Origin of the sequence: Ruminococcus bromii, assembly GCF_928721825.1 — a bacterium.
Taxonomy (GTDB): Bacteria; Bacillota; Clostridia; order Oscillospirales; family Acutalibacteraceae; genus Ruminococcoides; species Ruminococcoides bromii.
In genome coordinates this window covers 1,622,417-1,648,400 of record NZ_CAKMVP010000003.1, presented here as the reverse complement: position 1 = coordinate 1,648,400, position 25,984 = coordinate 1,622,417, and the positions used below count along the sequence as shown (strand labels likewise).

Sequence of the window (25,984 nt, the reverse complement as noted above, 5' to 3'; positions counted from 1 at the left end):
CGGGCGGCCGATGACCGCCCCTACGGAAATAAGATAAAAGGATGTGATAGCATGGGAAGCCATAGAATTGAAAGAACAACAGAGGACATCAAAAGAGAGCTTACTGCTATTTTCAGAGAATTAAAAGACCCACGGGTTCAGCAGGCGTTTATCTCTATCGTAAGAGTTGAGGTTACAAACGACCTTTCATACTGCACGGTACAGGTCAGCGCAATTGAAGGTCTTGACAGAGCCAAAGAGGCTGTCAAGGGCTTAAAGTCTGCATCGGGCTTTATCAGACGAGAGCTTGGACACAGACTTCATCTTCGCCATGTTCCCGAACTCATTTTCCACGCAACAGACAGCATAGAATACAGCGCAAACATCAGCCGTATTCTCAACAGCCTTGACATTAAGGAAGACGAGGAAGAAAATGATGAATCTGTATGAGGTTGCCCGTTTTCTTGAGGCACACGATAATTATGATATTCTGACTCACGCTTATCCTGACGGTGACACCATCGGCAGCGGATTTGCGCTCTGCCTTGCACTCCGGCAAATCGGCAAAAAAGCAAGAGTTATCACAACAGGTGTTCCGACAAAATTTGCCTATCTTCAGAAAAACATAGAGGAAGAAGATTTTACAACCGAAACGGTTGTCAGCGTTGATGTTGCGGCTGACAGCCTTCTCGGTTCAAATATGGACAAATATATCGGCAAGGTTGATTTGTGCATTGACCACCACGGTTCAAACACATTTACCGCTAAGGAAAAGTTTGTTGACAAATATGCGGCGGCAAACTGCGAAATTCTCTACAAGCTGTTCCTCAGAATGCACATCAACTTTACAAAGGACATTGCAGACTGCCTCTACACAGGCATTTCAACCGACACCGGCTGTTTCAGATACACAAACACAACCGCCGAAACCATGCGTGTTGCCGCAAGCCTTATGGACTTTGGCTGTAATACCGCATACATAAACAAGGCGATGTTTGAAACAAAGTCGAAAAACAAAATTCAGCTTGAAAGAGCCGTTTATGACTCAATGACCTATTGTGCAGACGGCAGGTGCGCAATAATTTACACAACGCTTGATATGCTCAAAAAGCTCAACACGGGTGATGACGAAATGGAGGGACTTGCCTCTATTCCCCGTCAGATTGAGGGTGTTCTCATCGGAATTACAATGCGTGAAAAAGAGGGCGGATTCTTCAAGATTTCCGTTCGTACAAACAATAATATCAATGCCTCGGATTTCTGTTCGCAGTTCGGAGGCGGCGGTCATCCTGCGGCGGCAGGCTGCTCAATTGAGGGCGACCTTAAAACCGTAAAGACAACGCTTGAAAAAGCTGCGGAGAAGTTTTTATCATGAGCAATCTTAACGGTGTTCTGCTGATTGACAAGCCGAAGGAATTCACCTCGTTTGATGTTATTGCCGTTGTCCGCAGACTGACAGGGCAGAAAAAGCTCGGTCACACGGGAACACTTGATCCGAACGCAACGGGCGTTCTGCCTGTTTTGCTCGGAACTGCAACGAAAACACAGGATTTGATTCTCAATCACGACAAGTCATACACGGCAGAATTTCAGCTTGGCAAAACCACCGACACCCTCGACATCTGGGGTACGGTGACGGGAGAATGCGAATCTTCGGTTACAGAGGAGCAGATCCGCAGAGTAATTCCCAATTTCACGGGCGAAATTGAGCAGATTCCGCCGATGTACTCTGCCGTGCAAAAGAACGGTCAAAGGCTTTATGACCTTGCAAGACAGGGAATTGAAGTTGAGCGTGAGAGCCGAAAGGTTACTGTCTATTCTCTTTCGCTTGCGAATTTTGACGAAAAAGCACAGACAGGCACGCTTGAAATTTCCTGTTCAAAGGGTACTTATGTACGCACGATAATTGATGACATCGGCAAGGTTCTCGGTGTCGGTGCGGTTATGACGGCACTTTGCAGAACCTCGGCATGCGGATTTTCGCTTGACGAGTGCATAACGCTTGACGAGCTGAAAAGCATTTGCGAAAACGGAAATGTTGAAGAAAAACTGCGTTCCGTTGAAAGTCTGTTTATGAGTTTGGGCTATCTTGCCGTATCACCTGCGCAGGCAAAACGATTTGCAAACGGCGGTGCGTTGAGTGCCGACAGAACATATCTTGCCAAGTCGGGGTACGAGAACGGTCAGCTTTTCAGAATGAAAACCCATGATGGTGATTTTTTAGGCATAGGCATTGCCGACAAGCCGAATAATCTCATCAAAATATATTTTCAAAACTGCAGGCGGTGAGCCGTGTCCTTCCGTCTGAAATACAGCCGCCATTTCCTTACCGAATGGTTATAACAAAAACATTTCTTGTGTTAAAACCCATAAATAATTACACAAATCTTTTACAAACAAATACATATCCGAAAAAAATGAAACAGCCTTCCGAAATAAACTCGGAAAGCTGTTTTTTTAATCTACATTAACTTTTATCTAATTATCTCATACGAAAAGCCGTTATCTTTTGCGTAATTTTCGGCGGCAGAACCCTTTTTGCAATACATTTTAAAGTCTTGAATCTTAACTTTTTTATAATTATCGTCAGTATTAAAGCCAAGACCGCAATCGTCCATTTCCTTTACGGAATCGGGAACGGTTATCTTTTTAAGCTTTGGATCGCCTACAAAAGCATCGCTGCCGATTACTTCTACGCTGTTCGGAATTTCTACTGCAACAACATCATCGCTGTAGCAGAAAGCGTAACTTCCGATAATCTTAACGGTATCCGGAATTACAATCGTAATCTCTTTGTCCGGAACATAAACTGTTATATATTCAACTTCAACAACCTTTTTGCCGTTCAGCTCCGACGGAATGTTGATTGTAAATTTCTTTTCGTCACTGTTTATGTAGCTTTCATAGAACTCATACTCTGCGCCCGTAATTACGATGCCGTCATAATTATCGCTCTCTCTGTATCTCAGATGAGTATTTTCATCTACCTTATCGTAAGCGTCAGGATCTTCTGTCGGGGCGATAGTATCTTGTTGAAATTCATCAGAAATATAGCTTGACGCTGCGTCAAAAGCACTGTCGGCATATTCATTCGCCATATCCATAAACTTTGGCAGTAAATTGCAAATCAAAATAGCTGTGACAACTATTATAAGTATAATTATACCGCTGATAACGCTTATTATTATAGCGGCGGTTTTTTTGCTGTTCGGAGCACTTGAGAACTGCTGACCGCTGCCATTATGTGAATTTGTGAACTGCTGACCGCCGCCCGCACAGTTTTGATTTTGACCGAATCCGCCGTGGCTCTGCTGACCGTACTGCTGATTATTCGGATACGACTGACCGCAGGTTCGGTTCTCTGTGTTATAATCATATCTCGGCTGTTCGGGCACCGCGTTGTGATTATCTTGCTCAAAGCTGTTTACACCTTCCGTGTTATTCCGTGAGCTGTTTTGGGCAAGCGGTGAACCGCAATTTTCACAAAATTTTCCGTTTGCCTCAAAGCCGCAATTAGGGCATTTCATATTGCTTACTCCTCCTGTTTGCAGTTGTGAAATTATGCTTGTTAATTACAGCAAAAAAGCATAATATTGCAAATGCTTATTTGCTAAGCTCTTTTTCAATTATTTCTGCCGCATCATCAAGATAATCTCCGCTGAAAAGTTCAATTTTTCCCTCATCAACACATTTTGCAAGCTCGGGATCAATCGGAAGCTTTGCAAGTACCTGAGTATCATATTCCTTTGCAATCCCGTCAATATGGCTGTCACCGAAAATGCTGTGTTTCTTTCCGCAATCGGGACACATAAACCAGCTCATATTTTCAACAAGACCTAAAATCGGCACATTCATCATCTTTGCCATTTTAACCGCCTTTTGAACTATCATTGAAACGAGTTCCTGCGGCGATGCAACAATAACAATGCCGTCAATCGGCAAGCTTTGGAACACAGTGAGCGGAACATCTCCTGTTCCCGGAGGCATATCAACAAACATATAATCGACATCCTCCCAGATAACATCCTTCCAAAACTGCTTTACCGTGCCTGTAATAACAGGCGAACGCCAAACTACGGGGTCGGTTTCGTGTTCAAGAAGAAGGTTTACGGAAATCATCTTAATTCCCGTTTCGGTAACAACAGGAAAAATCCCCTCACCGTTGCCTCTGCATCTCTCATGTACTCCGAATGCCTTTGGAATTGACGGACCTGTTATATCGGCGTCAAGAACAGCCGTCTTTTTGCCGAGTCTGTTAAATGTTACGGCAAGCATTGAGGTTACAAGGCTCTTGCCAACTCCGCCCTTGCCCGACACAACGCCGATTACTTTTTTTACACTGCTGTATTTATTGAGTTCCTCGTGCAAATCCTGAGCTTTACTTTTGCAGTCCGAAGAACAGCTTGAACAATCGTGGGTACAACCCATTCAAAACATCTCCAATTTCATAATCTATAATTTCATTTTTAAGTTATTAAAAGAAAACAATCAGTTTTCTTCAACATACGGCTCATCGCCGTTATCGCCCTGTGCCTGAGTCGGCTGTAGGTCTTCGGATGCCTGTGACGATTCGGAGGTGCTGATATCACTGCTCTGCGGCGGCTCTGTTTCAGGCACATACTCCGTCTGCGGTTCTGTCGTCTGCACGGGGGCTTCTGTTTCAGGCACATACTCCGTTTCGGGTTCGTATGTCGGCTCTTCCGTGTAAACGGGAACATAGTTATCGTCACCGTATTCGGTTGTCGGCTGTTCCGTTGTCACCTGCTCTGTTGACGGTGATGTTGTGGCTTTTTCGTCTTTTTTTTGCGAGCTGCACTGCGTAAACGCAAAAACAACAGCAATTATAAGGCAGATTACCGCCGCAATCGTAAGGATAACAGCCATATTACGGCTTGTTCTCTTCTTCTTTTTCACAACCTTTTTACGCTCCGGGCGGATTGTTGACTTGGTATAGTAGTTGCCCCTGTCGTCAGCCGAAAGGTCATACTGAAAATCCATTGTTGCCTTTGACACCTGTTCTCCGGTCTGTGAATCAAAATTGTCACCGTAATCGGGAGCCTGTGCAATGTCATCTCTTTCCGACGGCATTTTTACAGGTGTTTCCATATCGTCATCAAAGTCAATCTCAGGCATATGAACGGCGTCTTCGTCATAATCCGACGGAAACATTATATCCTCGCCAAAGCTGTCGCCGTAATCCTCAACAGGCTTTTTTGCAGGGTTGCTTCTCCTTGTTGGAAAAGCGACCTCGTCATCAAAGTTGTCAGGCTCATAATCCTTGCTTTTATTATATTTATTGTTATCGTCCATTATGTAATTCTCCCTTAAAAGAAAATTTTTCAAACAGAAAAACGGCACTTTTCATTACACGCACCCTGTACCAAAATAATAAAACAGCCGTGGGATTTTGTCAACTGAATATTAGCACTATTAGCTTAAGAGCGTATTTTTCCGTTACACAGACTTTTGGCACATACAAAAAGTACCCGCACAAGCCGTGTGGGTACCTGTTGTTTAAAATTTGTTTTACAGATCAAGCCTCTTCGCCGTTGTCGGTTTCATCGGTTGATTCGCTTTCGGAAGCGTCTTCCGATGCTTCATCTGTTTCCTCAAAGCTTGTGTCCTCGGCATTTTCATCATCTGCAAGATCAGCCTCAATACCGCCCTGAACATGCTCGCTTGTTTCATCCTCGACAGCATCTTCTCTCGCAAGCTCAAAACCGCTTAAGAATGAATAGGGAATACCATAGCCGAGTGCGATACTTGCAAGCGTTACGATAACACTAAGACCCGAACCGCTTGCGTTTGCAAACACGCTGTTAAGCGGAAGTCCGGGAGCAAGCGACGCAATGATTATGTAGAGTGAAGGAAGTACCATTACAATGAGAGTTACAAGTGAAAAACGCTTTACCGCTTTGCCGTCACCGACGCGGGTTGCATAGAATACAAGCAGACCGAACACAGCGTAAACGAGAATCGGGATAATTGAACCGATCGGCTGTGAAAGAGCTGACGCGTACTGTGAAAAGAAATGTGCGCAAACGATAAATGCAACAATCAGGAATGCTGAGAAAAACAGATTGACTGTATCTCTTTTAGTAGGTTTTTTCATAATATGTCCTCCGTACATACGATATTAGTTTGATTTTAACATTGCAATGTGACAGTTTTGTGAACAAAACCATGATATATATATTTAAATAACACGAACATAGTGTTAAAACGGCAAAATCCAATTTTGTTTGACAAAATCTGCAAGGAAGTCTATCATAAATCATATAAGGGATTATGCAACCGATTTTTACATAAAGTGTAAAATCAGGTTGGTAGAAATTGCGTTACATATGAAATATACTTAAATCAGGAGGTATGAAAAGTATGATTGGTATGAATTTGAAGTATCTTCGGAAAAAGTACGGCTATTCACAAGAAGACCTTGCCGAAAAGCTTGAGGTTTCAAGACAGTCTGTTGCAAAATGGGAAAATGAAGAATCTATTCCCGATGTTGAAAAATGCGTGACGATGGCACAGATTTTTGAAACTACGGTAGAAATGCTTCTTGTGTGTCCTTTTTACGAGGAAGAATCTGACGCACTTACTCCCGACGGTGACGGAAAGTACATTTTCGGCATTGTTAAGGTCAGCGAAAGAGGACAGATTACGCTTCCGAAACACGCAAGAAAAGTTTTCGGAATTGAAGCAGGCGACAGGCTTCTGGTTCTCGGTGACGAGAAAAAGGGCATGGCACTTGCAAAGATAAAAAATCCCTTTGATAAGTTAATGAAGTAAAATTTGACTTGAATCCCTTTTATCCTGAATTGAGGAGAAAATATGTACGCAATAAAAACAGAAAAACTCACAAAAAAATATAAGGAAAAAACGGCTGTATCAAACCTTGACCTAAAAATTAACGAGGGCGAAATGTATGGCTTGCTCGGAGTCAACGGTGCAGGAAAAACAACAACAATGAAAATGCTCACAACGCTTATTATGCCGACATCGGGTGACGCCGAACTTCTCGGTCACCGCATAAAAACCGACAGGGCGGCTGTTAAGCAGATTATCGGAATTTCACCGCAGGAAAGTGCGGCGGCAATGAACCTTACCGCAAGAGAAAATCTTGAACTTATGGCAGAGGTTTACGGCTTTTCAAAGAAAGCTGCCAAAGCCAAGGCAAGCGATATTATTGAACGCTTTTCCATGCAGGAATTTGAAAACCGCAAGGCTAAAAAGCTGTCGGGCGGTGAGGTGAGAAGACTGAGCATTGCAATGGCACTTATCTCAGAGCCGAAAATTCTCTTTCTTGACGAACCCACGCTCGGACTTGATGTAATTGCAAGACACAGCCTTTGGGCCGAGATTGAAAAGCTCAAGGGTAAAATCACCGTTATTCTCACAACGCACTATCTTGAAGAGGCTGTTACACTCTGCGACAGAATCGGAATTATGGCTCACAGCAAATTTATGGCAGAGGGTACTGCCGATGAGCTTGTTGCCCTTTCGGGTGAAAAAGATTTTGAGTCGGCTTTTGTTAAGCTGACAAACGGAGGTGCGTTGTAATGAGATTGACTGTGTTCGCCTCACGAAACACAAAGGAAATTCTCCGTGATCCGCTGACATTCTGTTTCGGACTCGGATTTCCCGTTGTACTTCTTCTTTTGTTGTCGGCAATCAATTCGGCAATCCCCGAACAGGCTCAGATGACAATGTTCAACATCGACAAGCTGACGCCCGGTATTACGGTTTTCGGAATGAGCTTTATCTCGCTGTTCTCGTCAATGCTCATTGCAAAGGACAGAACTACAAGCTTTATGATGAGATTGTTCACATCTCCGCTCAAGGCTCATGAATTTATTATCGGCTACACACTTCCGCTTTTGCCAATGGCAATTTTGCAGAGTGCCGTATGCGTTGTTGTTGCGTTCTTCCTCGGGCTTGATGTCAGCGTAAACATTTTACTTATGCTTGCGGTCAACATTCCGATTGCAGTTGTGTTTATCTCGCTCGGACTTCTGCTCGGCACGCTTCTGAATGAAAAGGCTGTCGGCGGAATCTGCGGTGCATTGCTCACAAACCTTTCTGCGTGGTTCTCAAACATTTGGTTTGACACCGCAATGATCGGAGGTTGGTTCAAAAGCTTTGCAAACGCACTCCCGTTTGCTCATGCAGTTAATGCGGCAAGAGATACAATTTCGGGCAATTATTCTGATATTATGCCCGAGCTTCTCCCCGTCTGCGGATATGCGGTTGTGTTGCTTGTTTTAGCTGCGGTCGTCTTTTCCGTTATGATGAAAAGGAATAAATAATTGATGAATCCAAACGGTAAAGCCTTGTTAAAAGAAAACAAAAGATATTATCTTCTCGACTCCCTGCGTGGAATTTCAATAATCAGTATGATTGCGTTTCACCTGTGTTACGACCTGTTTATGATATACGGCATTAACACAAGCTGGTATTTTTATCCCATAACTGCGGTCTGGGAACGCAGTATCTGCGTGATGTTCATACTTGTTTCGGGAATGTGCCTTAACTTTTCGGGAAACGGCATAAAAAGAGGTATTCTTTTGAATCTTGCAGGCTTTGCCGTTACCTGCGTTACTGTGATTGCCGAACCGAATCAGGCGGTGTGGTTCGGTGTGCTGAATCTGATAGGCTGTTCAATGATGATTGTTTCCGTTCTGTCGGATAATCTCAAAAAAATTCGCCCCCTGTCGGGAGCGTTGATTTCATTTTTGCTGTATGCGGTTTCGTATGATGTGCCAAAAGGCTATGTCGGACTTTTCGGGCTGGATATCGTAAAATTGCCCGATTTTCTCTATTCGTGCAAGTACCTTGCGTTTCTGGGATTTCCTTCTTCGGACTTTTTTTCAACAGACTTTTTTCCGCTCATTCCGTGGATTTTCCTCTTTGCGGCAGGCTTTTATCTCTGGAATTTCATTGTTGAAAAAAATCTTACGAAATACTTTGAATTAAAAATCCCCGTGCTTGATAAAATCGGCAGATACAGCCTGTGGATTTATTTAGCACACCAACCGATTATTATGGGCATTTTGATGTTGGCAATGCAACCGCGTTAATTGAAAATTGAAAATTTCTGTAGCGGTAAACTCCGTTCGCCAATCACTTTGATTGCAAATCCACACTTTTTACCATATTATGATGTATCAACAAACAACTAATCTGCACAAAATAAAACGGTGCGTAAATACTACACACTGAAAACAATTGACATATTTAAAATTAGATGTTAATATATAGGTAAGGAAACGGCTTTAGCTGTTTCGCTAACATTTTGGTTTATTTTCATTTAACCGCTCTGTCGCTACACAGGGCGGTTATTTCTTTATATTCTTAATGACTTCATTAAAAGCCACGAAAACAATTGCGAGAACAAATAAATATGTAATCTCTGCCATTGGAATACACCCCCTTTCACAAGGGAGTCGAAACAGCCGCCACCGTTTCCTTACGAGGCTTATTATATCAAAGATGGTTTTTATATTCAAGCAGAAATGTAAACCGCCGCATACAAATAAATCCCCAAAGCCATAACTGACTTTGGGGTTGATAATAGCAAATATACAATTATCTTTTTGAAAACTGTAGCAGCGTTAAGAAAACGGTCCTGCGGACTGTTTTTAGCTGCGCCGCAGAGGCTTTGCCTCGAGGACCCGAAGTCAGCACAAAAAAACTCCGAAGTCGAAACTTCGGAGCTGATAAACAATATAAACTTGATTATCTCTTTGAGACTTAAATGAATCATTTCGTATCTTTGAATAATGTTTAATTTATTCAGTATTTATGCGGTTTTTCAGACTTTGATAATAATTATCATTTCGTATTTTTTAGTATCTTTAAGCATTAATAAACACCAAATAAACACCCAAAAGCATTATTTATTTGATAATGTCAAAGATACCAAATCAGCCATTTTGCGTTTTGACTCAAGGAGTACATCAGCATAAATATCCGCTGTTGTTGATATGTTACTATGTCCGAGATTTTCAGAAACAAGTTTAATATCACAACCGCTATTCAGCAACAGGGTTGCATTTGCGTGTCTGAGCATATGAAGTGTTGCAAAGCTGAAATCCGTGTCCTTGATGAATCTTTTAAATTCACGGAGCAGTCCTGAACGGTCTTTGAAACTGCCTGTTTGACTTGTGAACACCATATCAAGCGGGTTAAAATCATATTTTACCGAATCTTTAATAATCTGCTGTCTTGTATAGTGATTTTTTAGCAATTCAGCAAGTTCCGCCGACATAGCAATAACTCGGCGGGATTTTTTTGTTTTCGGTGTATCGAGCCAAGTTTTTTTGCCGTCATAACAGAGGTTGTGTCTGATACTTATAACGGAATTCTCAAAATCAATGTCACTCCATTGCAAAGCAAGACATTCACCCGACCTCATACCTGTTAAAATCAGGGTTCTTATGATTACCGAAAACTGTGAGCTTGCGACATCTTCATCTGTCAACATCTTCATCAGAGTTTTGACCTGTTCTGAATTTAGCATTTTTTTATCGTCATTGCTTTTTGCTTTCGGTAAAATAACGCCGATACACGGATTTTCCAAAATGAACCTTTGACGAACTGCAAAGCTGAAAATTGATTCGAGAACCGTGAATAGCTTTTTGCAAGTTTGCGGTTGAAGTTTTAATTTTTCAAAAAAGACTGAAATTCTGTTTGCATTAAAGTTCTTTAACCGCAGATTTCCGAATTCAGGTAGCAAATGATTCTTGACCTGTCCTTGATATGTATAGGCTGTTACTCCTTTTAATTCGTTTTTCGCATAAAGATTGAAATATTGTTTACATAATTCTGAAAATTTCATATTATCGGCAAACTCAACATTTCCCCGAACTTTCCGTTCGAAATCAACAGCAAATTCATTTGCAAGTTTTTCAGCTTTTTTCGGAGTTGTACCCTCGGGAGCCTTAAATGTTGTAGTTTTCCGAATCTGCCTACCATCTGCCCCATATCCTAAAGAACAAACGATTCTGAAACGGTTGTTGTCTTTTTTTATGACCTGTGACATATAAATTCCACCTTTCGATACAGTTATTTTGAATTTTTGATTTTCTCGACAATTCTAACGAAATTGTTCTGTATTCTGAATAGTTTGAAATCCTCATCTTTCAATGAACCATTGGATTTTGTATAACAATAATCAAATACTGAATCAATCAAATCTTTAAAATTATCATTCTCAAGAATTTTGCTTAAAATTTTCGGTTTTGCATTATAGCTACCGTCATTGAATAATCGTTTTGGCTCTTGATTTAAAGCGATTATGTGATTTACCGCAGATTCAGAAAGTCCTGTAATTTTGCAAATATCAGCATTTAAACGGGTTTTTTCGTTATGCTCACAAAGTAAATATCCGAGTTCACAATCAAACACCCGACATAATTCGACTAAAACCCACAATGGAGTTTCGCTTGTTCCACTTTCAAAGCGTCCGAGTGTCGCCCTTTGTGATAAATTGATTTTGTCGCACAGCTCTTGCTGTGATAATCCCAACTTTTTTCGCTCCGCTCGAATTCTTGCACCGATTTCTTTAAAATTGTATTTCATTTCGTACATTGTCTCCTTTCTATTTTTGTGAATGTATGAAATTGTGTGTTTACAATTACATTATAATTGATTATAATAAAAATTGCAAGGGGAAATCACAATTTCCTAAAAAAATTTTTACAAAGGAGAATTTTTATGAACAATTCCACACAATTTCAAACGATTCGACAGGTTGCAAAATTGTTTAATTTATCTGAATACTTAATTCGCCGACTTGTCAAGACTGGACGAGCTCCAGGATTTTATTCAGGAAACCGATTTTATCTGAATGTTCCCGAATTTGAAAGTCAGTTAAACAGTTGCGGAGGCTGTATTGAAAATGTCAAAAATACCACTTGATAAAATAACTTTTGACACCGAATTTCCAAGCACCCTATATAGCCTTGAAGTCTATTTAGAACTTTCGCCTGCGGATTTTGAAAAGCTGTTTCAGAAATTTAGGTATCATTGCCAAAAGGGAAACTGCTCATTTTTGTTAGTTTACAGCACCACCGAGAGCAAAACCGCTAAACAGCAAAAAATTAAGTCTTGCAAGCGTGGCAGACCTCGGCACATTGTGACGGGAACACCTGTGGCAGGTCATTGTCATTCGGCAGTTGTTAAATCTGACGGCTCAGCTCGGCAATGTTGCTTGGCACTTAAACAATCGCTTGACCGAAAGTATCAAAAACCGATTGCTCGAATAGTTTCAAAAGGTTCAGGAATACACGCACAAAATTTTGTAGCGTACTCATTGCGACAGGCGGATTCTATTCGACAGGGCGGAGATTTTTCTTTTACAGAATTTTGCAAAAGAAATTTATTCTGAATTATTTTGTTAAAAATTCAGAGAGCTAAAACATCAAAAACGCAGTATTTATCAGCATTTTAAGCGTTTTTAACATTTTAAAAGCCGATATTATTAAACAGTATATTAGAGCATATGCCCTATGTCAGAAAGGAGAGTATTCACAATGACAGAATTTTACAAAAATTTAAGGCTTGAATCTATCGAGTCGTTACGATATTCAAAACTTGTAGCAGAAATGCTTATAAATAATCTAAGTATTGAGAAAATCACAAATATTCAGAATCCAAAAAATGATATTTTTATAATTCTTTTGATTGACCGAAAGAATCGTATCAGAACAAGAATTTTCGATTTTCAGCCTGAGGACGCCGTATTTTTTAGAGCGTGGCTTGCTGAGGATTTCAATAATTGTGAATTTGAGGTTTTCGACAAGCGACACCCCGAGGTGACTGCTTAATGACTAAAATCGACAATCAAAAATTACTAATTTCATATTTAGAAAATGGATTCAATTTATCCGAAACAGCAAAAGCTCTTGGAGTATGCCGTCAGACTGTTGCAAAAAAGGTTCAGACACCCGAATTTCAAGCGTTGCTGACCGAGTATCGGAAAAACTTATTTCAGCAGTCAAGTCAAATCCTTCTTGAAAACACCTTGCGAGCAAGCAAGACACTTGTAAAATTGCTTGCTTCATCAAGCGAAAATATTCGCTTGCAATCAGCAGTAAAAATTCTGAATATCGCAAATGACACTACTGTTATTGATGATTTACAGCAGGAACTTAATTCTTTAAAAGAAATTATTAACAAAGAATAACAGATTTTAACACTTTAACGCGCTAAAGGGAGGCTTTTATGAACAAGCGTTTGCGTGAAATATCAGTTTCAATTAAAGATTTAAAGGAAAAAATCCCGACAGCTGATGACGATTTAAACATTCGGATTCACTGGGATAACGATTTTACATTTGAGGTAAAAATTCCTCTTAATAAGAAATACAACAAAAGGAGATAATTTTATGAAAAATATTTACATTAACAAATTCAAGGCAATTGCAGAAAACTATTTTAATGATGTTTCAGCTCTTCGTGAAAAGGCGAAATACAACAGCGTGACTTATAATCAGCAGGTCGCAAAGGATTACAACGAGAAAATCGAATCAGAAATTACCGACAAAGGCAATCAGGCAATATCTGAAATCAATTCCGTTTTCAATGAGCTTAAAGCAAAAATCTCAATTCGGAATTTTATATGCACCGAAAATTTCAGTTCTAATATTGCTGTTTTTGAAAGTGGCATTATTAATCAGGAAGAGTTTAATATTCTTTTACAGAAATATTATAATGATTATGCTTTTGTGTCAGTTCGCAGACTTGTTTCGGCTTATCCCGAACTCGCAAAATCGACAGGCACTATCAAAACGGCAAGCGATTATGTTTCAGCTTATCGTGATTTTGCAGTCGGTGCGGTCAAGCTGATTCACTCAATGCAAGAAAACCCCCGATTTTCAAAGATTGAGCTTGATTGTTTCGCAGATGAAGATTTTTCAAGCAATTTGTATAGCATTATCGGAACAGGCTCACCCTTGCAGACGGTATTTGTCAATTCCGAAAATGAATTTATGGCTCATACTTTTGATAGCGTTACTCTTGAAGTGCCGTCAGATTCATTTACATTCGCTTTCAAAGGTGTTCGATAACGCTAATTTGCTTGTATTTGCCTTCTGAGCGACTTTTATATACAGATGATATAATTTCATTGTCAAATCAAAAAAGTTGCTTAGAACGCATTTAAAGCTATACTACAAGTATATTATGATTATACTATTTGTATAATCATAGATAAAACAAAAGGCAAGCCCAAATAAAAATGGACTTGCCTTTGTAAATTTAAAATTTAGATTTTTTCGTAAATAAACACACAATAAACACTTTTTCCAGATTTCAAACTCTGAAAAGTGCGATAAATACTGAGGTTTTTCAAGATACGAATTATCTCTTTGAGAACTTTTCACACGCAAAGATTGGCTTGTTTACAGGGCTTTTGCGTTTATTTGTTGCTTGTGTGTTGTGTACGGAGAACAATCCACTACTACTCAAGCAAAGTATCAATATGATTCATTCGTTTTTAAGTATTGCTTAAGTGACGCAGCATTTGAAATTTGTGTAGAAAAGTACTCAATTAATCTAAATATTTTGCTATAGATTTCGTTAAAACGATCCTCATCTAAACTTAATGATTCTAAATTATCGCCGTGGGCAATTTTGTTTCTCATTTTTAAAAGAACTTCGTCGATTAAAACATAATCTTTCTCATACTCATCAGTCGGTAAACCTATTGCACTCATTATCTCAGTAAATATAGTTGAATTTAAATTGCTATTCGCTGAAATAATATTCTCTGTAGGAATGTTAGAACCTTGGTTATATCTACATAACAATTTATTGACAATTTCTGTTTGAAAAGTAACCTTTTGGGTTTCATCGAAGTGTCTAATATCATTCTTCAGTGTAATTGCTAAAAAATTTGGTTTAAGTCTATTATAAGGGATTTTTAAACTGGAAACATAAACCAAATAATAATAAGCTAAATTTTTTATCGCACCTTCCCAATGTGCATAAAGCAAAGTAATTCCAGCACGCAACGCTGTATTCTTTGCAAAGTTGCGTGCTGTATTTATATTTGCTTTAACGGCAGAGAGTTCTTTTTTTCTCCAAGCAATTTCAGAATCAATTACATCTTGAAGTTCATCCTCTGTTCTTATTTTCATACTTTAAAGTACTCCATACTAAACAAAGAAAGGTCTTTGTATCTTGGTATTGATTTAATTCCTGGTGTCGTATTTCTTTTATACTCATCTGTTTCAAAAACGCTATTTGCTTTTTCTAAAAGCCATTCATCACGATTTGGTAGTGAAATAATATCATTGATGTTTTTGAAAACACCTGTTGCTATAATCTGAAATACAGCTGCCATAACTGGACCTAAACGCTTTTGTCCACTATATTTTTTAAAGGAATCTTCACCTAATACACCATATAACAATTGAAATGTTGAAACAAATCTTTCCCTAATATCGTCAGTATCTAAATCAGCTCTACACAAACATATGGTTTCCTTGTCTAAAAGCTCAGAAAAATCCGAGTAATTATTTATACTATCCCAATCAACGCTTTGAGTAATCAGCAACCTCAATAATAATTCTACTCTATATTGTTCATCTGCTTTTCTATCAGTTATAGGCAAACACCTTTGAAAATTAGCATCTCTGTTTAATTCCATTACAAATTCATAGAATGCCTTGTTTGTCATTATCATCAAACAGTTTCTTACTTCTTGATCACTCAACAGAGAACCACCAGTATTTAATCTTTGGAATAGTTCATATTTAGTGTTTGGATCACTCTCTTTCTTCATAATAATAATATCTATCCTAGAACGCTTAAAAAACAATTGTTGTTCCTTGGTAAAACTTAATTCCGAATTTTCGCAATTCCATTGCATTCCAGCGAACGAAGGTAAATAATCAGTCTTTTGTAGAGTTAGTGGCGGCAGTTGATTATCATCTTCATCTTTAAATACACCAACAAATTGAAAAATAGTAGATAATCTCTGAACACCATCAATAACATCCCATACGCCATCATCGTTTTGACTTACAAAAATAGAAGGAATCGGAATATTTAGCATAATTGACTCTATCAGCTTAGTCTTTTGGTATTCACTCCATCTGAAAACTCGTTGGAATTCAGGATGTATATCCATTTCACCATCTCTATATAGATTTATTAACTCTCCAATTGACATCTGATAAGATTCTCTGAATATTTTGCTTGATCGCTCTTTTAATTCATCTTGTAAAGACATAGTGTTTCCTCCTCGTATAATATCTATATTAGCTTCTCTTTAATCTTCTATGTTGTAGTTTTTTCCAAATCTTTCTGCATTGCTTGCACCAGTCAGAATCAATACCAAGCAAATCAATAATTGTTTGATCTCCAATATCAAGTGCAAGTTCAATATCCAGATTATTGCGTACAATGTTATCTATCCGATTGATAATGTCGTTTTTCTTTTCGGGAGGTAAATCCTGTATCTTGGGCAACATAATGTTTCCAACCTCACCCGGCAAGATTTCTAAGACACCGCCGCCATAGCTTCTGCCGCAAATCTCAGTAAAAGCAAAGGAAATACTGTTGTAGTACGAGATCAGAACCAGTTCTGGATCTACTCCTTCGTAAAATTTGATTCTATGTGTTGTATCGGTTGAAACCGCATTGCATCGGTTCAATACAAACTTTGGATAAAGATTATTACGACGCAAGAAGAAAGCATCAGGAACCCACACAGACGGAACAATGTACCACCTATCACGGATAGAACACTTATATCCTTTGTCCTCTCCTGAATCCTCACCAAGTTTGATATACTCTTTATGTTTTTCAGAGTATTGCTCTAAAGGAGTATCAGGGAAGTATATGAGCCTAGCTCGTTTTCCGTCTTTACGGTTTTCGTCCCAATCTTGGCTTGTAAAATAAACGCCGTGAAGGTGAGAACTTCTTCCTATTAACGGTAAAGTTACATCTTCTAAATCGTACATTTCACAAACTTCGTCTGTTACCGAAAAGTAATTATTATTTCCGGTCGTAATACCTACATTAATCAAACCATAATCCGAAAACCTCGTGAAGCGTTTATCGGTTTTTATAGTATTGATGAGTTCCATTTCTTTTGCAGATACAAAATACTTTGTCCACTTTTCTTTAACATGTTGAAGTTTTTTAAATCCGTTTTGACTCAAGTCAAGAGTATCAAAATCATCAAGATTATTCATTTCGAAGATCCTGATACCCTTTTCTTCTCCGCCCTTTTCTCCGATAAAAACAACTACTTCTTGCTCAATGTTTGGAAACACCAATTCTTCAAATGTGATTAGTGTTATTTTTTGCAAGTGGTTGGATAGATAAAGCCGCAGATCTTCTGCATAAGCAACTTGAAGTATCTCAGCAGGTAAAACAAACGCTATTTTACCATTTTCGGAAAGCATTTGAACACAGGCAACTACAAAAGCAACCCAAGCATTAATCAGTTTGTTTGCTTTCATACCGTGGGTTGTAAGAATATTAGACTGAATTTTTCGTTGTTCTTCTGTCAAGTACTGATAACGGATATATGGAGGATTGCCGAGAATCAAATCGTACTGACTGGATTTGTAGTTCCTTTGATAAAAATCGAAGAAATCCTCGCAAATGACATCAACATTTTTCGTTTCTTTGTAGCGCTCAGCAACCTTGTTTGCTTCCTCGCTCTCAATCTCAATAGCTTGTATCATCGATATTTGTTCCATTAATCCAACAGAGAATAAGCTATCAAGGAAAACGCCATCGCCACAACTTGGTTCTAATACAGTTTGGATGTTTTCAGGCGCAAAAAGGCTAACCATTGCATTTGCTAAACGCAGTGGCGTATAATATGCCCCTCTTAATTTTTGTTCAGAGCTGTCCTTTTTGAGCTTCATAAACTACCTTCTTAAAAATCCAATCGATATACACGAGAAACCAAACCGTCTATTTCCTTAATTAGTGTATCTTTCTGACGAACAAGCGTTGTCTCAATCTGCTTAGGCGGGCATTGATCTAACATATCGTTAATAGAATACACCTCACGACTTGCCTCTACAACTCTATCATATAATGCTTTCTGTTTAGAATCATTAAAATCAAGCTGTACAAAAGGAAGTGAAGACAGCACAAATGTCCCCCTTGAAACAAATCCACCTTCAAAATCACTACCAACTATTTGAATGATTCTCTCAGTGTAAGAATTTGCAAGCCACGCTTGAATGTATTCCAATTCATAAGAACTATCATTCTTTTTGGCAACAGCACAATAACCTGCTGTACCGCCCGAAGCAATCAACATATCCTCATTATCTAAAGCATACATCGGATTATCTTTAGCCATAACTTTTACAATAAGTTTTGGTGTATTAATAAATGCCGTTAATGCTTGTGTTCTGCCATACTGATACCAAGTATCTGCGGTAGCATTCGGAACATCTCTTTTTCCTGAACTTGATACACTTTTCGGAACCAATCTATCATAGTAATCTGACAGGTAAGCAAATGCGCCGGGATAATCCGACTGCATTCTTTCTATTGAAATCAAATGTCCGCTTTTATCATATGGGAAAATAATTCTTTTGTCGGTTGAAAGCTTTGTATATGTTGTTAAACCTTTTTCTGTTGCTTTAGTAGGTTTGAAATACGGTTTCAATATTGACTTCTCTATTTCGTATTTCTTGTTGCCTTTTTGAATAGTAACAGTAGTATCATTTTCATTGATTATTTCATCCCCGGAAAACCAATAAATCGGTTTAGGTCTTTCAGCACTTGTTTGAATACCATTAAAAATCTCTGCAACCTTTTCTAATGAAACACATACAGATTCAATATTTTTAATGGTAGCTAAAAATTCAAAGTCCGGTGAAAGTTTCCACGGAAGGTCATTCAAGGAAGAATTATTAAGTTCAATACTATCTGTCGGTTTTCCCAACCACAAATCATTAGCGGAATCAACATTTGTATATGTAAATCTTTCTTGAACTCGTTTTTGAAGTAACACAATGGAACTATATATTGTCTTATCTTCAAATAGCTGCGCTGCTCCAAAGTCATCAAGGCTAATTAAATGATTGGATAACATACCACGCAATTTAGCGCCAGCACTAATCTTAAAGAATTTGTTTGGAACGATATAACAAACATATCCTTCGTTTTTTACTTTTTGCAGAGCACGCTCAAGAAATATAAAGTACTTGTCGAACTGTTTGTGGGATGATTTATACTTGTTTTTATAAATTGTGAACTCAGCATCGGACAAGAGTTGATGCATATCTTCTGTTGTTACATACGGCGGATTTCCCAAAATCACATCAAAGCCATCAGCCGGCATTTCGTCCCAATCATACGGAACCAGTGAAATAATTGTATCTGTTGAGTAACGCTTACCCGCAAGCTCTTGGTTACCAACCAAAGCGTTACCATGAAGAATGTTACTACTTAATTCCGGCAGTATAGGCGTAGTATCACGCACAGAAGGCTCAGTTTCATTTTCAATAAGTTTAATCAATAACGAGAATTTAGCAACTTCTACAGCGTGAATATCAATATCAATTCCGAAAATGCAGGAACAAAGTATTTGTTTCTTTTCATCTAAAGGAAGCTTATACTTACCGTTCCCGATTTCAATCAAATGATCTGGTTCATTTGTCAAGTACCACTCTACACAATAAGCTTGCAAATATTGAAACGCTTCTTCAAGATAAACACCAGAACCGCAGGCTATATCAGCTATACGCAAATTGCAGATCTCTGCCGGTGATTTACCTTTGCAAACATTCGACAGCGATTTCTCAACCATATATTTTACAATCTCAGTTGGAGTTGTAACGACAGATCGATTGGCGCAATCTTTCTTTTTAGCTAAACCCATCCGACCATTTTCAAGCAAGATAAGTTGTTCTGTTAAGAACAGCTCATAAATCTTACCTAACATATTCGGCTCAATAATGTTAAACATATATGGGCTTTGCGGATAGTATAACCCTTCGATCATTTCAACAATTACATTGTTATTCAAATCAAAGATAATATTTTCGCCGGAAAACATACCTGAATTATAACGTTTATCTGCTTCTCTAAACAGTTCCTCCAGCTTAGTGTGCAACGCATCCCTATCCGATATAGTTTCATTCAGTTTATGATAAAGCGGAAGATTTCTATCTTCGCAGATTCGTAAAAATACGATTTGGTTAATAAACTCTTGAACAACATCATTAAGCTTCTCTAAAGATGTGTATTGATTCCCTTTAGAATAAAGTTCGTTACTAAGTTTAACTCTCCAGTCATTGATTTGATTTAAAAATAGATTATCTACTTGTTGCTTTTGGCTGCCTTCGCCTTTAAATGTGTCGTTAAAAAACTTGTCAAACTCTCCGGAATATACCGAATCTTTTGAAACAAGGTGAAATATCTCGTCAAACTTATCAATATAATCCTTGTAATGATAGCAACGGTATCTTGAAACTCGACAATCATCAGTCCCTTTTGGTACAGTTGTAGTATCATAAATAATGAAATATTCAAAATTCGTTAGTATGGAAATCTTGTGCTTTGCATTCCATCCGTATTTTCTTGCCTGCATAGCTGGAGCAGATTCAGTATCAATGTCAACAGAAGGCTTTTTCGCTTCTACAAATAGCTTTGTTACACCACGAAGTGTTAATGAATAATCCGGACGATCTGTTTTATTTGAATAGTTTTCTGCAATAACTTCTCGGTATTGTGGAGCTAATCCAGCTTTATTAGGAACATCCCAACCCAACAATTGTAAAAACGGATCTATATACTCAATCCTGCAAGAGTGTTCGTTATAAGCGTTTTTCCCGTCCTTGTATGCAGTAATGTTATTATCAAATCTGGTAACTAAATCTTTGAGAGCATCTTTTCTAACATTCATTAAGAAATCACCTGTCTAATTGAGCATATACTTAGGGTTATTATATCATAGCTTTTCTCAAAATCCAATAGTTTAGCGCCCGAAATTTTATCTTTCGGGCGCTAAATCACTTATTTATAAATCAATTCTGTATTAACGATTTCCGTTGCACGATTACGGATATTGTTCATTCTCGCAACCCACATCATTTGGTTTTCCGCTTTGAGCTGTTCGGTTACGCCTTCTTTTTCGGAGAGTTGTTTTACTAACCGAAAGAACATATCCTCTGCCTGTTTGTCTATGTCGGCGAGGTAGGCGGTGAGCTTACAGCTTGCCATCAGATTGGTATAGCGGATTTTGTGGTACTGTTTGATGTACCTCAAATGCCGCTTGCCCCATATCCCGATTTCAACCTTTGGCTGTTCGGGCAGCTCCAAACACGGCAGATAATAATCACCTTGCAGTTCGTAGTGGATACCCGTTTTCTTGTCGTAAATTCTCTTTTCCATTGTTCATCAACCTTTCATAATATATTAGCGTGCGTCACGCTGTTTTGACTTTTTGTATCCTCTCGCCTGCTCGATAATCTCATTGAGCTTGCGCTTACCGAAAATCTTTTCCAACAGACGATAGGCTTTGTTTTGCTCTCGGAGTTGATTATTCAATTCCTTCAACCTTGAATTTTCGTGTTTCAGACTTTTGTTTTCGCTGTATAATCTGCCGTTCAGATTGTTGATGCGGTGATAGTTTTCCCAACCCAAATAGCTTTTTGCTACCGCAGATCGAACAAGATTTTTCAGCCGCTGGATTAACGGATCTACAAACTTTTTCTTGTAACTCTTTGCCGACATCAAGCCCTGCGGTTCCGGGAGTTGCAGCTCTGGATTATTGTCAAGCTGATGTTCTATGCTGTCGAGTGAATCCGTTGCTTCCTTGATTTTTTCAGCCGTCGCTTTCAGACCTTTGACCTCCAACTGCTTTCCCTCAATCTCCCGGTCGAGCTCGGCGACCTCTTTGGCTCGCTCCTGTTTTTTGTAATCAAGGGCGGATAGGTGCTGCTCGTGCGTGCCCTTCTGTTCCCACTCGATACCGTGCCGCTCCATAATCTGAGCAAGGACTTTCTTTTCGGAAAGTATCCAGCGATTCAGTTCGTTGTCGCTTCTGCCCTCGCCTTTGAAACCCATATTGAGCAGAGCCTGTTTCAGCGAAACTCGTGTTTCCAAACCTCGATTGCTCCCGGTGGTGAACGGTATAAAGTCGATATGGATATGCGGCGTTGCTTCGTCCATATGAAGGTGCGCCGAGAACACTCGCAGATATGGATTGCGTTCTTGGAAGCCCTGATAGTATTCGTCGAGGACTGTCCTCGCAAGCTTGGCGTGCTCTCCTGTTGCCGACATATCTTCCATGTTGCCAATTTGGAAGATGATCTCGTGGAACAGCTTTTCCTGCTTTCCGGACTCGATATGCTTGTAGTAATCGGAAATCTTTCTGTCCTTGCGTTTCTGTTTATCGTTGTACTGTTTCAGAGCTTCGTCAAACAGTTCGTGGTACACTTTCTTGATCGGCTCATTGCAGTAATCTATATTGAGGTGGGTACGCTCGCTGTCCACATTCTCTGCTGTGAAAGTGCGGCTGTTGTGCGTGACGGAGCCTTTACCCACCATTGCGCTAATCGTTCTCTTCATTTATCTACCTCAAATCTGTATTAAAATAATATTATCTCACTGAATTATCACTAACTCGGGTTCTGTTACTCTTGCCAAGAGTAACGCAAAAGCACTTTTGACAGCAGGGCTATCAAAAGTGCGACCTGCGAGCAGGTTTTGCGCTCTCCGAGGGGCAAGGGCAGCCCTTTGAAAAGGGCTCCCTGCACCCCGCCTAAACTTTAGTGCGTGTCAGTCCGTGTCAGCTGTGTCGGTGTTTCACACACCCCACAATCGCTGTCACAGCTGTCACGCTTTGACACGCCGCCCTCAAAGATAAGCGTTATCTTTCGACCGTCGTGTGTCCGCTGATAGTGATAGGCGATCTTGTATTCGTCCATCAGACGGTTAACGTTGACGTTCAACTTTTGTGTAATAGCGTTTGGCTTGATGCCAACGGCGAGATACTCGCAGAGCTCCGTCGGTGTTCCGCTCCATTGCAGATTGTCAGCCTTTATCCTTTCGGCGATTCTGTCGAGCAACGGTTCAGGCGGTGCTTTCCACAATTCGGTTTCGATTTTGTCAAGCTCCCACACCAGCGTTTCCGTATTCTTCTTCAAGTACACACGCTGGTCTTGCTGATCTCTGCCAGATACCTCAAGCGTGGCATTATTGCTCGTACGCTTATCTTTGGAAAGAACGAATCCTCCGTCAGCAGCGCCGAGCAAACCGTTAGTGCCGGAAATCATATCGAATTTATCGTCCGCCGTTTGCTTGCGTGTATGATGGACAACCAACATACAAATGTTGTGGTTGTCGGTGAAGCTCTTTAGCTTCGTGATGATCTGATAGTCATTGGCGTAGCTGTAATTCTCGCCGCCGACTTCTCTGACCTTCTGCAAGGTGTCGATAATCACAAGCGAAGTATCTGGGTGCTTCTGTAAGAAGCCGTCCAGCTGCTCGTCCAAGCCATTGCCGAGCTGATGAGCTGATACCGAAAAGAACAGGTTTTCGTTTTCGGCTGTTCCGAACATACGATACAGCCGCTTTTGCAATCTCGGATAGTTGTCCTCCAGAGCGAGATACAATACCTTACCCTGCCGAACATCAAAGCCCCACAGGTTTGTGCCTGTGCTGACGTGATAGGCAAGCTGTGCCATCAAAAAACTCTTGCCGATCTTCGGAGAGCCGGCGAAAAGATATGTTCCCCGGTAGAGCAAGCCGTCGATGATCGGCGGCTTACTCTGATAGGCGCTGTCAAACAGCTCGGTCATCGAGACCGTGTGTAAATACGATTCGTCAATATCGCAAAGGTCGTATTTTTCATTCATAGTTCAATCCTCCTTTTAGCTGGCTTCTTTATCTCTAAAGTAGCCGGTTTCTTCCCAGACTTTTTTGTCGGGGCAGTAGTAGTTGTACTCGCTTGATTTGTCAAGCTTCATAGCATAGCCGAATTTCAAGATGCCCTGTTGCAAACCAACACGGACATATTGAGCGTCTTTGCCGATAGCCTTTGCGATCTCGGTAATAGGAACGTTCCTTCCTGTGAATTTCGGACAATCTATATATAGCTTATTCTCCATAGCATATCCTCCTGTTAATTATTTGCGCACTTTAAGTTCGCATATTCATTGTATACGCATTTATATGACTTGTCAATACCTAATTTCAAAAATTATGTATTTTAATTTCGCAAATGCACTTGCAATTCACAAAGAGGTGTGTTATTATTATAATGAGGTGATGACGAAATGGATAATTTGCAAACCTTAATCGGCGAAAGAATCGCCAAACAGCGCAAGCAGCTTCGGATTAGTCAGACCGAGCTTGCGGAACAATTGGGAAAATCACTCCGCACCGTGCAGAAGTACGAAAGTGGAGAAATAGATATGTCCGTCTCTGTATTAGAACAGATAGCGGACATATTAAAAATGCCCATCAATTACTTGATAGGCTACGATTCGTCGCATATTAAATTGGAAACATTGGGCGATGTGTATGCGTACTTGTTCGAGCTGGATCGAAAACAAGACCTTCGCTTTGAGGTCGAATTTACTAAAGGACCCGAAACAATCAGAAAGGTATCACTTGTATTCGATGTACACGAAGCTGATGGCAACAGTGCGCTTTATACAATGTTGAGGAACTTCGATTATAATCGTGAAAGTTTTGAAACCTATAAAATCGACTACGAGATGTTCCGTGATTGGGAAGAAAAAGAAATCAAATCCCGGAGCGATTACTTCCTGACGGACAGAGAATATGAGGTTTTAGATAACGAGGAACGGCTAAGAAAATTCAACGAATACTACATAAAGAAGTTCCAAGAACAAGCAAACAAAGGTGATACGGAGCAATAAGCTCTTATCATAAATAAAACTAAAACAAGGAGGTTTTGGAGAGTGAGGTTGCCAAACGGTTACGGCGGCGTCACAAAGCTATCGGGTAGGCGTAGAAAACCCTATATGGTCAGAAAAACTATCGGCTGGCACATTGATGAAAAGACAGACAAAAAGGTTCAGGACTATGTGGTCATAGGCTATGCAGCCACCAAATCTGAGGCACTGCAAATGCTGGCAGACTACAACAACAATCCCTTTGACGTTTCTGCTTCCAAGATCACATTCAAGGAAGTATATGAGCGTTGGTCTGCGGAGAAGTTTCCGACGGTATCGGATTCCAACGTAAAAGGTTACAAGGCTTCATATAAAGCCTGCGTACCGCTTTACGACAAGGTGTTCAAGGAAATCAAGCTTGCAGAGCTGCAAAACGTCGTGGACACCTGCGGCAAGAATTATCCCACGTTGCGAAAACTGAAAGTTCTTTTGAATCAGCTCTACGAATACGCTATGAAAAATGAGCTGTGCAACAAGGATTACTCCGAATATGTGGACATTGTAAAGCATAAAGGCCGCAACCCGAACAAAAGGGATAGGGAAAAGTTCACCAAAGCAGAAATCGACCGCTTATGGAAAGCGTCAGATGACAAGTATTATCAGATCGTCCTCATGCTGATTTATTCGGGTGTGAGGATTTCCGAAATACTGAATCTAAAACGAGAAGATGTAAACCTGAAAGAACAATATTTTGATATCAAGCTCAGCAAAACTGACAACGGAATCAGACGAGTACCGATCGCCGACAAGGTACTGCCGTTCTTTAAGAACTGGTACAACGACGGCGAGAGCGAATATCTGCTTCACACCGAAAATGGAAACAAGTTTGATTACCGCAATTACTACGATAGTTATTTTACGCCGCTTATGGTCAATCTGAATATGGATCATACACCGCATTGTACAAGACACACTTGTATCTCAATGCTGGCAGAAGCACAGGTTGACCAAACCACAATTAAAAAGATTGTAGGACACTCGGGCGCTATGACGATGACCGAAAGAGTGTACACACATTTAGACGTTGAGGTGCTAATCAATGCGATCAATAAAATCTAAAAGCAAAAAAAGAAAGAGATGTCTTTCTGAACTTAG

At 39.8% G+C, this 25,984-nt stretch carries 28 protein-coding genes; 14 read left to right on the top strand and 14 right to left on the bottom strand.

What is annotated here, in order from left to right:
• The first annotated feature begins 51 nt into the window (after positions 1–51).
• From rbfA to truB, 3 genes are read left to right on the top strand one after another with little or no spacing between them, the layout of a single operon-like run.
• The gene (gene rbfA, locus QDI94_RS08235; protein WP_101029651.1) at positions 52–429 is read left to right on the top strand and encodes a 30S ribosome-binding factor RbfA; all 378 of its coding nucleotides are present in this window, start codon (positions 52–54) and stop codon (positions 427–429) included.
• A complete protein-coding gene (locus tag QDI94_RS08230; RefSeq protein ID WP_278868256.1) occupies positions 413–1,354 on the top strand; it encodes a DHH family phosphoesterase in 942 nt (313 codons plus the stop codon). The genes rbfA and QDI94_RS08230 overlap by 17 nt, the downstream gene beginning before the upstream one ends.
• A complete protein-coding gene (truB, locus tag QDI94_RS08225) occupies positions 1,351–2,268 on the top strand; it encodes a tRNA pseudouridine(55) synthase TruB (protein WP_278868254.1) in 918 nt (305 codons plus the stop codon). Before QDI94_RS08230 ends, truB begins: the two co-directional genes overlap by 4 nt.
• Before the next feature lie 185 nt (positions 2,269–2,453).
• On the opposite strand, the gene QDI94_RS08220 is transcribed toward truB, so the two are convergent.
• The 4 genes from QDI94_RS08220 to QDI94_RS08205 form a co-directional block, all read right to left on the bottom strand.
• On the bottom strand, positions 2,454–3,506 hold the full coding sequence (locus tag QDI94_RS08220; protein ID WP_278868253.1) for a leucine-rich repeat protein: 1,053 nt from the start codon (positions 3,504–3,506) through the stop codon (positions 2,454–2,456).
• A 76-nt stretch (positions 3,507–3,582) separates the two neighbouring features.
• A complete protein-coding gene (locus QDI94_RS08215; protein WP_278476006.1) occupies positions 3,583–4,407 on the bottom strand; it encodes an Mrp/NBP35 family ATP-binding protein in 825 nt (274 codons plus the stop codon).
• Between the two features lie 60 nt (positions 4,408–4,467).
• Positions 4,468–5,289, bottom strand: coding sequence for a hypothetical protein (locus QDI94_RS08210; protein WP_278868250.1), 822 nt, complete (start codon positions 5,287–5,289; stop codon positions 4,468–4,470).
• A gap of 223 nt (positions 5,290–5,512) precedes the next feature.
• Complete coding sequence (locus tag QDI94_RS08205) at positions 5,513–6,091, bottom strand: hypothetical protein (protein WP_278419357.1); 579 nt, start codon at positions 6,089–6,091, stop codon at positions 5,513–5,515.
• A 257-nt stretch (positions 6,092–6,348) separates the two neighbouring features.
• On the opposite strand from QDI94_RS08205, the gene QDI94_RS08200 reads away from it, so the two are divergent.
• From QDI94_RS08200 to QDI94_RS08185, 4 genes are read left to right on the top strand one after another with little or no spacing between them, the layout of a single operon-like run.
• A complete protein-coding gene (locus QDI94_RS08200) occupies positions 6,349–6,768 on the top strand; it encodes a helix-turn-helix domain-containing protein (protein WP_242958630.1) in 420 nt (139 codons plus the stop codon).
• A gap of 42 nt (positions 6,769–6,810) precedes the next feature.
• Positions 6,811–7,539, top strand: coding sequence for an ABC transporter ATP-binding protein (locus QDI94_RS08195; RefSeq protein ID WP_278868248.1), 729 nt, complete (start codon positions 6,811–6,813; stop codon positions 7,537–7,539).
• Complete coding sequence (locus QDI94_RS08190) at positions 7,539–8,285, top strand: ABC transporter permease (RefSeq protein ID WP_278868247.1); 747 nt, start codon at positions 7,539–7,541, stop codon at positions 8,283–8,285. The genes QDI94_RS08195 and QDI94_RS08190 overlap by 1 nt, the downstream gene beginning before the upstream one ends.
• A 3-nt stretch (positions 8,286–8,288) precedes the next feature.
• Complete coding sequence (locus QDI94_RS08185; protein WP_278868725.1) at positions 8,289–9,056, top strand: heparan-alpha-glucosaminide N-acetyltransferase; 768 nt, start codon at positions 8,289–8,291, stop codon at positions 9,054–9,056.
• Positions 9,057–9,871: 815 nt separating this feature from the next.
• On the opposite strand, the gene QDI94_RS08180 is transcribed toward QDI94_RS08185, so the two are convergent.
• Together QDI94_RS08180 and QDI94_RS08175 are read right to left on the bottom strand one after the other, a co-directional pair.
• Positions 9,872–11,020: a tyrosine-type recombinase/integrase gene (locus QDI94_RS08180; RefSeq protein ID WP_278868245.1), complete on the bottom strand. Its 1,149-nt coding sequence runs from the start codon at positions 11,018–11,020 to the stop codon at positions 9,872–9,874.
• A gap of 23 nt (positions 11,021–11,043) precedes the next feature.
• Complete coding sequence (locus tag QDI94_RS08175; RefSeq protein ID WP_278868243.1) at positions 11,044–11,559, bottom strand: helix-turn-helix domain-containing protein; 516 nt, start codon at positions 11,557–11,559, stop codon at positions 11,044–11,046.
• 313 nt (positions 11,560–11,872) lie between these two features.
• On the opposite strand from QDI94_RS08175, the gene QDI94_RS08170 reads away from it, so the two are divergent.
• The 5 genes from QDI94_RS08170 (at position 11,873) to QDI94_RS08150 (ending at position 14,047) form a co-directional block, all read left to right on the top strand.
• Entirely contained in the window at positions 11,873–12,367 is a 495-nt protein-coding gene (locus QDI94_RS08170; RefSeq protein ID WP_278868241.1) for a hypothetical protein, read from the top strand.
• Positions 12,368–12,512: 145 nt separating this feature from the next.
• Entirely contained in the window at positions 12,513–12,806 is a 294-nt protein-coding gene (locus QDI94_RS08165; protein ID WP_278868239.1) for a hypothetical protein, read from the top strand.
• Positions 12,806–13,165, top strand: a complete 360-nt coding sequence (locus tag QDI94_RS08160; protein ID WP_278868237.1) for a hypothetical protein — start codon at positions 12,806–12,808, stop codon at positions 13,163–13,165. Before QDI94_RS08165 ends, QDI94_RS08160 begins: the two co-directional genes overlap by 1 nt.
• Positions 13,166–13,203: 38 nt before the next feature.
• Positions 13,204–13,362: a hypothetical protein gene (locus tag QDI94_RS08155; RefSeq protein WP_278868236.1), complete on the top strand. Its 159-nt coding sequence runs from the start codon at positions 13,204–13,206 to the stop codon at positions 13,360–13,362.
• Between the two features lie 4 nt (positions 13,363–13,366).
• Entirely contained in the window at positions 13,367–14,047 is a 681-nt protein-coding gene (locus tag QDI94_RS08150) for a hypothetical protein (protein WP_278868235.1), read from the top strand.
• Between the two features lie 408 nt (positions 14,048–14,455).
• Here the strand turns inward: QDI94_RS08150 and QDI94_RS08145 are convergent, their stop codons facing one another.
• The 8 genes from QDI94_RS08145 to QDI94_RS08110 form a co-directional block, all read right to left on the bottom strand.
• On the bottom strand, positions 14,456–15,118 hold the full coding sequence (locus tag QDI94_RS08145; protein ID WP_278868234.1) for an MAE_28990/MAE_18760 family HEPN-like nuclease: 663 nt from the start codon (positions 15,116–15,118) through the stop codon (positions 14,456–14,458).
• Positions 15,115–16,215 (bottom strand): DUF262 domain-containing protein, encoded by a 1,101-nt coding sequence (locus QDI94_RS08140; protein ID WP_215639279.1) that lies wholly within the window; start codon positions 16,213–16,215, stop codon positions 15,115–15,117. Before QDI94_RS08140 ends, QDI94_RS08145 begins: the two co-directional genes overlap by 4 nt.
• A gap of 28 nt (positions 16,216–16,243) precedes the next feature.
• Entirely contained in the window at positions 16,244–17,866 is a 1,623-nt protein-coding gene (locus QDI94_RS08135) for an Eco57I restriction-modification methylase domain-containing protein (RefSeq protein ID WP_215639278.1), read from the bottom strand.
• Positions 17,867–17,877: 11 nt separating this feature from the next.
• A complete protein-coding gene (locus tag QDI94_RS08130; protein ID WP_278868233.1) occupies positions 17,878–20,868 on the bottom strand; it encodes an Eco57I restriction-modification methylase domain-containing protein in 2,991 nt (996 codons plus the stop codon).
• 110 nt (positions 20,869–20,978) lie between these two features.
• Complete coding sequence (locus tag QDI94_RS08125; RefSeq protein WP_215639276.1) at positions 20,979–21,356, bottom strand: TnpV protein; 378 nt, start codon at positions 21,354–21,356, stop codon at positions 20,979–20,981.
• Positions 21,357–21,380: 24 nt separating this feature from the next.
• Positions 21,381–22,514: a plasmid recombination protein gene (locus QDI94_RS08120; protein WP_215639303.1), complete on the bottom strand. Its 1,134-nt coding sequence runs from the start codon at positions 22,512–22,514 to the stop codon at positions 21,381–21,383.
• 221 nt (positions 22,515–22,735) lie between these two features.
• Positions 22,736–23,824 carry a helicase RepA family protein gene (locus QDI94_RS08115; protein WP_215639275.1) on the bottom strand — a complete coding sequence of 363 codons (1,089 nt, stop codon included), beginning with the start codon at positions 23,822–23,824 and terminating at the stop codon, positions 22,736–22,738.
• Between the two features lie 15 nt (positions 23,825–23,839).
• Complete coding sequence (locus QDI94_RS08110) at positions 23,840–24,076, bottom strand: hypothetical protein (RefSeq protein WP_215639274.1); 237 nt, start codon at positions 24,074–24,076, stop codon at positions 23,840–23,842.
• A gap of 168 nt (positions 24,077–24,244) precedes the next feature.
• Between QDI94_RS08110 and QDI94_RS08105 the strand changes: the two genes are divergently transcribed.
• Both QDI94_RS08105 and QDI94_RS08100 read left to right on the top strand, forming a co-directional pair.
• On the top strand, positions 24,245–24,853 hold the full coding sequence (locus QDI94_RS08105; protein WP_215639273.1) for a helix-turn-helix domain-containing protein: 609 nt from the start codon (positions 24,245–24,247) through the stop codon (positions 24,851–24,853).
• 42 nt (positions 24,854–24,895) lie between these two features.
• Positions 24,896–25,948, top strand: coding sequence for a tyrosine-type recombinase/integrase (locus QDI94_RS08100; RefSeq protein WP_215639272.1), 1,053 nt, complete (start codon positions 24,896–24,898; stop codon positions 25,946–25,948).
• Positions 25,949–25,984: the final 36 nt, after the last annotated feature.

Coding starts and splice junctions, on each gene's coding strand:
- QDI94_RS08180 (WP_278868245.1), bottom strand. CDS start 11,020: ATGTCACAGGTCATAAAAAAAGACAACAACCGTTTCAGAATCGTTTGT.
- QDI94_RS08125 (WP_215639276.1), bottom strand. CDS start 21,356: ATGGAAAAGAGAATTTACGACAAGAAAACGGGTATCCACTACGAACTG.
- QDI94_RS08105 (WP_215639273.1), top strand. CDS start 24,245: ATGGATAATTTGCAAACCTTAATCGGCGAAAGAATCGCCAAACAGCGC.
- QDI94_RS08215 (WP_278476006.1), bottom strand. CDS start 4,407: ATGGGTTGTACCCACGATTGTTCAAGCTGTTCTTCGGACTGCAAAAGT.
- QDI94_RS08150 (WP_278868235.1), top strand. CDS start 13,367: ATGAAAAATATTTACATTAACAAATTCAAGGCAATTGCAGAAAACTAT.
- QDI94_RS08210 (WP_278868250.1), bottom strand. CDS start 5,289: ATGGACGATAACAATAAATATAATAAAAGCAAGGATTATGAGCCTGAC.
- QDI94_RS08200 (WP_242958630.1), top strand. CDS start 6,349: ATGAAAAGTATGATTGGTATGAATTTGAAGTATCTTCGGAAAAAGTAC.
- QDI94_RS08145 (WP_278868234.1), bottom strand. CDS start 15,118: ATGAAAATAAGAACAGAGGATGAACTTCAAGATGTAATTGATTCTGAA.
- QDI94_RS08155 (WP_278868236.1), top strand. CDS start 13,204: ATGAACAAGCGTTTGCGTGAAATATCAGTTTCAATTAAAGATTTAAAG.
- QDI94_RS08165 (WP_278868239.1), top strand. CDS start 12,513: ATGACAGAATTTTACAAAAATTTAAGGCTTGAATCTATCGAGTCGTTA.
- QDI94_RS08120 (WP_215639303.1), bottom strand. CDS start 22,514: ATGGTGGGTAAAGGCTCCGTCACGCACAACAGCCGCACTTTCACAGCA.
- rbfA (WP_101029651.1), top strand. CDS start 52: ATGGGAAGCCATAGAATTGAAAGAACAACAGAGGACATCAAAAGAGAG.
- QDI94_RS08220 (WP_278868253.1), bottom strand. CDS start 3,506: ATGAAATGCCCTAATTGCGGCTTTGAGGCAAACGGAAAATTTTGTGAA.
- QDI94_RS08160 (WP_278868237.1), top strand. CDS start 12,806: ATGACTAAAATCGACAATCAAAAATTACTAATTTCATATTTAGAAAAT.
- QDI94_RS08130 (WP_278868233.1), bottom strand. CDS start 20,868: ATGAATGTTAGAAAAGATGCTCTCAAAGATTTAGTTACCAGATTTGAT.
- QDI94_RS08115 (WP_215639275.1), bottom strand. CDS start 23,824: ATGAATGAAAAATACGACCTTTGCGATATTGACGAATCGTATTTACAC.
- QDI94_RS08195 (WP_278868248.1), top strand. CDS start 6,811: ATGTACGCAATAAAAACAGAAAAACTCACAAAAAAATATAAGGAAAAA.
- QDI94_RS08190 (WP_278868247.1), top strand. CDS start 7,539: ATGAGATTGACTGTGTTCGCCTCACGAAACACAAAGGAAATTCTCCGT.
- truB (WP_278868254.1), top strand. CDS start 1,351: ATGAGCAATCTTAACGGTGTTCTGCTGATTGACAAGCCGAAGGAATTC.
- QDI94_RS08205 (WP_278419357.1), bottom strand. CDS start 6,091: ATGAAAAAACCTACTAAAAGAGATACAGTCAATCTGTTTTTCTCAGCA.
- QDI94_RS08175 (WP_278868243.1), bottom strand. CDS start 11,559: ATGAAATACAATTTTAAAGAAATCGGTGCAAGAATTCGAGCGGAGCGA.
- QDI94_RS08185 (WP_278868725.1), top strand. CDS start 8,289: ATGAATCCAAACGGTAAAGCCTTGTTAAAAGAAAACAAAAGATATTAT.
- QDI94_RS08135 (WP_215639278.1), bottom strand. CDS start 17,866: ATGAAGCTCAAAAAGGACAGCTCTGAACAAAAATTAAGAGGGGCATAT.
- QDI94_RS08140 (WP_215639279.1), bottom strand. CDS start 16,215: ATGTCTTTACAAGATGAATTAAAAGAGCGATCAAGCAAAATATTCAGA.
- QDI94_RS08230 (WP_278868256.1), top strand. CDS start 413: ATGATGAATCTGTATGAGGTTGCCCGTTTTCTTGAGGCACACGATAAT.
- QDI94_RS08110 (WP_215639274.1), bottom strand. CDS start 24,076: ATGGAGAATAAGCTATATATAGATTGTCCGAAATTCACAGGAAGGAAC.